The organism is Bacillus sp. 007/AIA-02/001 (assembly GCF_004634455.1).
In the GTDB taxonomy this organism is placed as follows: Bacteria; Bacillota; Bacilli; order Bacillales; family Bacillaceae_G; genus Bacillus_A; species Bacillus_A cereus.
Window position 1 is genome coordinate 54,470 of record NZ_SEIY01000022.1, and the last position, 6,605, is coordinate 61,074.

Here is a 6,605-nt window from a genome sequence, read left to right on the forward strand (position 1 = left end):
CTGCTTATATTTAGCAGCTTTTTTCGTCTTCATACATATGTAAAACTTCTTTCGCACGCATACGTAAACCATCTATCAATTCTGTCGGTTCTAAAACTTTTGCATCTTTTCCGAGTCTATAAAATAAAGGGGTAATAAAATTGATTTCTCCTTTATCAATTGTTGAATTTATATATCCTGTCCCATCCTCGTTTACTATAACGAATTCCTCAAGATAAGGGACGCTTTTACATTGGCGTACGCCTTCTGGTGTCAGTAAAACATGTAACTGAGTAGGGATGTGTACTACGTTAGAGTTAGAGGAAAACCACTCTTCTAAATTCATGAATGTATCCTCATTTTCTTTCGTTGATAATATAGAAAGAATACGATCGATGCGATACAGTAATACTTTTTTCCTGTCATAGTCATAGGACGGTAAGTACCATAGCCCGTCATGAGCATATACACCGATAGGATGAACATGTTTTGTTTTTATCCCCGTTTTAGATTCGTATTGAAAGTGTAAATTTTTATTTTCAATAGCCGCTGTTAACACTTCGTTTAAAAGTGGTGTATCAATTGTTCTCTTCGGATTCCAAAAGGCGATATAAGAACGTATTTTGTCAACTTTCGCTTTCGCATCATGTTGTAGGGAGCTATATAGTTTATGTGTAACGGAATTTATTTCTGTGTTAAAAGGTAAGTCTCTGTAGTAGCTTAAAGATTGAAAGGCAAAAAAGATGGAAACTGCTTCTTCTTCGGTAAATAAAATAGGCGGAATTACTCTATTCGTTAATACTTTATATCCTCCGTTGCGACCTTGTTCAGCGTAAATGGGTAATCCCATATCACTTAAATCTAAAATGTATCTATGGACAGTACGAACGGAAATATTAAATTCATCGGCTATTTCTTGAGCAGTAAATGCCTTTTTCGCAGAAGCAAATATAAGAATATCTAATAAGCGTTTAGCTTTTGACAAATGTATCACCTTTTTTCTTTTTAAACATGACATAAATTGTCGTGTTTTATTGTTAGTATATTGTTTACATCATATGTTATCAAGATGAGATGCAAGGAGGAAAAGATATGTCACGTGAAATAGTTTTATTTATTGCGGCGAGCTTAGATGGATATATTGCGAAAGAAAATGATGATTTACAGTGGTTAATGGAAACGGAAGGAGAGGGAGATAACGGTTATACAGAAATGTACGAAACGATTGATACAATAATTATGGGAAAAAGAACGTACAATTATGTAGTAGAGCATACAGAAACATTCCCGTACTTAGATAAAAAATGTTATGTTTTTTCTAATTCGGAAAAAGGTTCAAACGGAAACGTGGAGTTTGTAAATGAAGATGTAGTAGAGTTTACAAAAAGGTTAAAATCGCAAGAAGGATCTAAAATATGGATGGTCGGTGGAGGGAATCTACTGAGAGAATTCTTTAAGAATAATCTAATTGATGAATATGTTGTCACGATTACCCCTCACATATTAGGTTCTGGAGTTCCGTTATTTCAAGATAAGAATCCGGAAATTAATTTAACTTTAACGGATACGAAACGTTTTGGGCAATTTGTAAATTTATATTATAAAGTAAAATGATAAAGAAACACGACTACTGATGGTAGTCGTGTTTCTTTATAGATGGCAATGAAATGATAAAGCAAGACCCGTAATCGACTTCGCTCGTTACAGTAATATTTCCGTCGTGTAGTTCTACAATTTCTTTTACGATAGATAGCCCTAAACCAGTTCCGCCTGTAGATCGTGTTCTTGCTTTATCTACACGGTAAAAGCGGTCAAAAATGTGAGGGAGGTCTTCAGGTGGAATACCTTCGCCTTCATCTTCAATTGTAATGGAGATACGTTTATGTTCTTCTGTGATAGAAATGTTTATATGAGAATGTTCTTTTGAATGTCTATAAGCGTTATTTAAAATGTTTACTATAACTTGTTCAAATCGCTGTTCATCTAAGTTTACTAGCAGTGTAGGAGGACAAGAGAAAGAAACTTTAATGCATCTTTCTTTATACATGGCATTTACTTTTTCGGCTATGCGAGTTAGGAATGTGTGTAAATGTACTTCCTTTACTTGAATAGAAAAGTTATGTTGTTCCATTTGTGCAAGTGAAAATAAATCTTGAACTAAGTTTGTAATGTAATCAGACTCATCTTTTATAATTGATAAATATCGCATACGTTGTTCAGAAGGGGTGCTTTCTTTTGAAGCAATGTCAGCATAACCTCTTACGTATGTTAACGGTGTTCGTAATTCGTGAGCAACACTTGCTAGAAATTCACTTCGCTCTGTTTTCATATAATGTAAATCATTTGCGAGCGTTTGAATAGATGATGCTAGTTCACCAATTTCATCATTTCGAGTAGTTGTTAATGAAACGGACAAATCACCTTTACTCATTTTTTCAGTGGCATGTTTCATGTGTAACAATGGTTTTGTTAATAATCGAGATAATAGAAAAATGGTGATGACTGTGAGTAGAAATGTGATGATACCGGCAATAATGAATTGTTTCGTTAACCCATTAACCAGCTCTTCAATTGATTCTGTTCCAAGAAACATATACACATACCCTTCATGTTTTCCAGCTACTATGATAGGACTAACTGTACATATATAATTAGATGTTTTCCAGTGATTTTCTATAATCGCTCCGTTATGGTCTGTTCGAGTCTGCATGCTACTAATGTGATTTTTTATAGTCGTGTTTATTTCGTTAGATTTAGCTAGCACTTCTTTATTTGTATTTGTAATAACGACAGTTGTTTCAGCTTCAGATTCCATTAATGCTACGTGAGAGATTGTTTGCTTATCATAATATTTTTCAAGTACATCACGATGACTGTTTCCACGTTTTAATAAAGCTGTCATTTCTTCATTTACTCTAGTGTTTACGAGACTATAATAGAGCAATACAAATAGAACACTTTCAATTAAAAGTGTAACAATTAAAAAATAAAATCCGAATTGAATTGAAATTCGTTTCATCGTTTTACCCCTTACTGTTCAGTATCAATCCATCGATAACCTACTCCATACACGGTTTTTAAATGATGATCAATAGGGAAATTTGCTTTTCGCAATTTATCACGTAAATTACGAATATGCGAATCGACTGTTCGATCTTCTGTATTTGTATTTAATCCCCAAATTCGTTCAATGAGCTGATCGCGGCTTAATACGTAGTTCACATGACGTAAAAATAATCCGAGTAAAGAAAATTCAATTGGTGTGAGAAGGAGCTCTTCATTATGGACAGAAACGAAGTGTTTTGTTTCATCCCATACAATACCGTGATATTGGATTTGTTTATGTTCATTTGTACGTCTTAAAACGGCTTCAATTCTTGCGAAAAGTTCTTCTTCATGGAAAGGTTTCGTTACGTAATCATCGGCTCCAATTTTTAATCCTTGAACGACATCTACTGTTTGATCACGAGCTGTAACCATAATAATAGGAATGTTACTAAAAGATCGGATTTTTTTGCACGTTTCCCATCCGTCCATCTTTGGCATCATAATATCGAGTAAAACAAATTTAAAGTTTCGATTTTCTATATGTAAAATAGCTTCTTCTCCTGAAGTCGCACATACGCAGTTATATCCAATTGGTGTAAGATAAAGCGTTAATAATTCAAGCATTCTCGGTTCATCGTCTACGAGCAGTATATCAATCATAGAGAGCCCTCCATATTTATAATCGTTACTTAAAGTGTAATGCAAAATCATGAAGAAATGGTGCAGATTATGATGCGTCTGCATAATTTCTTCAGAATTGCTTGTTATTGTGGAGTTGAAATTACATTTTAGGTAATCATATTGGCTCAAAAATGATTAATACGGAGGCGGTATAGTGAAAAAAATGACCCGAATTTTTGGGATAACAATAATTACAGCAGTTGGTCTTGCTGCATGCGGACAAACGAATACAGACCATAAAAACCATGAATCTATAAAAGAGAAGAAAACAGTGCAAAAGGAAATGAAAATGAATCAGGAGGTAACGGCGCCAAAAGAAATGAACGAAGGTGCATCTAATGATTTATTAACGACAAGTTTAAAAAATGTAACGAGATTAAACACAAATGACCCTTTGCAAATGGCAGTATTAACTTCGCAAACGATATGGCCAGCAACTCATAAGGAGAACCAGCCAGGTGCTGTTATTTTAGTACCAGCAAGCGAGTGGCAATTAGGTATTGCGAGTGCAGATCTTATTCATCATCCGAATAACGGGCCGATTTTATTTATAGAAAAAGAAAAGATACCGGAAATGACGTTAAAAGAAATAAAACGATTAAATCCAATCGGAACGAAAGATGGAACACAAATTATGGTGATGGGAGATGTAGGTACTAGCGCGCTTGAACAATTAAAAGGTTATAAAGTAAAACAAATAAAAGAAACGGACCCAGCTATATTTGCGAAGGATGTTGATAAGGAGTATGCCGATATAACAGGAAGCTATCCAAATAGTGTTATTATCGGTTCGTCTGCAGAAGAAGGACGTTTATATACAACCCCCGCTGTAAATTGGATTTCTCATATGCCGGAACCACTACTCTATACAGAAAAGAATAAAGTGCCAGAAGCGACAATAGAGGCATTAAAAATGAGAAAAGATAAAGCAAATATATATGTATTAGGGCCAGAAAAAATTGTTTCAAAAGAAGTAGAAAAAGAGCTAAGCAAATACGGGAAAGTAACGCGTATTAGTGGAGAGACCCCTACAGAAAACTCGATTGCGTTCGCTAAATTTAAAGATGAAAAAACAAAATTTGGCTGGGGATTCACAAAACCTGGTCACGGTTTATCATTTGTTTCAAGTAAAACACCAGATTTAGCAGTTGCTGGGGCACCTTTTTCACATATGGGTAAACATGCACCTGTTGTATTATTAGAAGAAGGTAAAGCTTCACAACCAGTGTATGACTTCCTTGCAAGCATTCAGCCGAAGTTTAAAGATGATCCAACACTTGGACCATATAATCACGGTTTCTTATTAGGAAGTACGAGTGATATTTCATTTGAAACACAAGGAATACTAGATGAGAGGTTAGAAATTGTTCAGGAAAGTGGTCAAGGACACGGTGGACATTAATAAAATGAGTAAAGACGCTACTGATATAGCGTCTTTTTCTTTAGGAAACTTTTACATAGTAAAAAATCTTCTACTCGTTATATAATAGCCTTCGTGCAGTCGGCTAGATTTTCTTATGGAGAAAATCAAATGATAAAGGAGTAGAGGAGTGGTATTTTGTTTCAAACGATAAAAAATGATTGGTTTTCTAATGTGAGAGGGGACGTGTTATCAGGAATTGTCGTTGCTTTAGCATTAATCCCTGAAGCGATAGCCTTCTCTGTTATTGCAGGCGTGGATCCAACAGTTGGACTATACGCAGCCTTTTGTATTGCAGTTACCATTTCATTTGTTGGCGGAAGAACTGGGATGATTTCAGCTGCAACAGGTGCAATGGCATTATTAATGGTAACGCTTGTTAAAGATCATGGTTTCAATCGGAACGTTTGATTGGAACTCTGTAACAACAATTCATAAAGTACCAAAAGGAAACGCATTTGTTATGATTGTAACAGTTGTGATTGTCCTAATTACACATAATTTAGCATTAGGTGTAATTATCGGAACAGTAATTAGTGCGGTGTTATTTGCATTCAATATGGCAAAGATTCACGTGAAACATTTATATATTGAAAATAAGAAAATATACGAAATTCACGGTCAACTTTTCTTTGTAGCTACAGCCGATTTCATAAATAATTTTTCATTTAAAGAAGATGTAAAAGGAATTGAAATGAATTTTACTCATGCGCACGTATGGGATGATTCAGCAGTGGCATCAATTGATAAAGTTATCATGAAGTATGAACAAAGTGGTGTGAAAGTAACTATAACAGGATTAAATGAACGTAGTTCAAAACTTGTTGCAAATTTAGCGACTTATAATAAAAGAATTGCTAGTTAAAAGCCTCCTTTTTAGGGGGCTTTATTATATAATACGAGTAGGATAACGAAAAGGGGATTCAGCATATGTACAAACAAATTATATTAGCATGTGACGGTTCTGAACATGCACTTCGAGCAGCAGAGCATGCAACATATATTGCGAAATGTAGCGAAGAAACAAATGTTGAAGTTGTGTACGTAGTAGATAATAGAACGGCAAAATCAGATATTATACAAGGTCAAACAGATTTAGAAACAATATCGGCTAGTCGAAAAGATAAATTAAAAGAGATTGAAGGTTTATTAAAGAAAGAGAACATTTCTTATACAATTACGATATTACATGGTGATCCTGGAGATACAATTGTTCAATATGTAAATACAGGAGATATAGATCTTGTCATTGCTGGAAGTAGAGGGCTCAATACACTGCAAGAAATGGTGCTTGGAAGTGTAAGTCATAAAATAGCAAAACGAGTGAAATGTCCGGTGATGATTATAAAATGAAATAGAATGTAACGAAGACCTGGTCATCTCCCTGTCAAGTAGACAGTAATAAAAAGAGTATTATGCCACGGCCTTTTCCCGATATTCTATCGGGGAAAGGCCGTGAAGTTTTTCTTGGAATCTT

6 protein-coding genes and 1 pseudogene are annotated in these 6,605 nt (G+C 34.7%); 4 read left to right on the forward strand and 3 right to left on the reverse strand.

Annotated features, from left to right (window positions below; genetic code table 11):
- Positions 1-10: 10 nt before the first annotated feature.
- Positions 11-997 (reverse strand): helix-turn-helix transcriptional regulator, encoded by a 987-nt coding sequence (locus ES895_RS26145; protein WP_114160370.1) that lies wholly within the window; start codon positions 995-997, stop codon positions 11-13.
- A 74-nt stretch (positions 998-1,071) separates the two neighbouring features.
- Here ES895_RS26145 and ES895_RS26150 point away from each other — a divergent pair, with 74 nt between their 5' ends.
- Entirely contained in the window at positions 1,072-1,593 is a 522-nt protein-coding gene (locus ES895_RS26150; RefSeq protein ID WP_000085800.1) for a dihydrofolate reductase family protein, read from the forward strand.
- 13 nt (positions 1,594-1,606) lie between these two features.
- Here ES895_RS26150 and ES895_RS26155 read toward each other — a convergent pair whose 3' ends face one another.
- The gene (locus ES895_RS26155; protein ID WP_065704879.1) at positions 1,607-2,998 is read right to left on the reverse strand and encodes a sensor histidine kinase; all 1,392 of its coding nucleotides are present in this window, start codon (positions 2,996-2,998) and stop codon (positions 1,607-1,609) included.
- 11 nt (positions 2,999-3,009) lie between these two features.
- A complete protein-coding gene (locus ES895_RS26160; protein WP_058840048.1) occupies positions 3,010-3,687 on the reverse strand; it encodes a response regulator transcription factor in 678 nt (225 codons plus the stop codon).
- Positions 3,688-3,862: 175 nt separating this feature from the next.
- Between ES895_RS26160 and ES895_RS26165 the strand changes: the two genes are divergently transcribed.
- The 3 genes and pseudogenes from ES895_RS26165 to ES895_RS26175 all read left to right on the forward strand — a co-directional run bounded on the left by ES895_RS26165 (position 3,863) and on the right by ES895_RS26175 (position 6,481).
- Positions 3,863-5,110: a cell wall-binding repeat-containing protein gene (locus tag ES895_RS26165; protein WP_135238754.1), complete on the forward strand. Its 1,248-nt coding sequence runs from the start codon at positions 3,863-3,865 to the stop codon at positions 5,108-5,110.
- Between the two features lie 156 nt (positions 5,111-5,266).
- Positions 5,267-5,993 (forward strand): annotated as a pseudogene (locus ES895_RS26170) (SulP family inorganic anion transporter).
- A 65-nt stretch (positions 5,994-6,058) separates the two neighbouring features.
- On the forward strand, positions 6,059-6,481 hold the full coding sequence (locus ES895_RS26175; protein ID WP_000277998.1) for a universal stress protein: 423 nt from the start codon (positions 6,059-6,061) through the stop codon (positions 6,479-6,481).
- The last annotated feature ends 124 nt before the right edge of the window (positions 6,482-6,605 follow it).

Coding starts and splice junctions, on each gene's coding strand:
- ES895_RS26145 (WP_114160370.1), bottom strand. CDS start 997: ATGTCATGTTTAAAAAGAAAAAAGGTGATACATTTGTCAAAAGCTAAA.
- ES895_RS26150 (WP_000085800.1), top strand. CDS start 1,072: ATGTCACGTGAAATAGTTTTATTTATTGCGGCGAGCTTAGATGGATAT.
- ES895_RS26155 (WP_065704879.1), bottom strand. CDS start 2,998: ATGAAACGAATTTCAATTCAATTCGGATTTTATTTTTTAATTGTTACA.
- ES895_RS26160 (WP_058840048.1), bottom strand. CDS start 3,687: ATGATTGATATACTGCTCGTAGACGATGAACCGAGAATGCTTGAATTA.
- ES895_RS26175 (WP_000277998.1), top strand. CDS start 6,059: ATGTACAAACAAATTATATTAGCATGTGACGGTTCTGAACATGCACTT.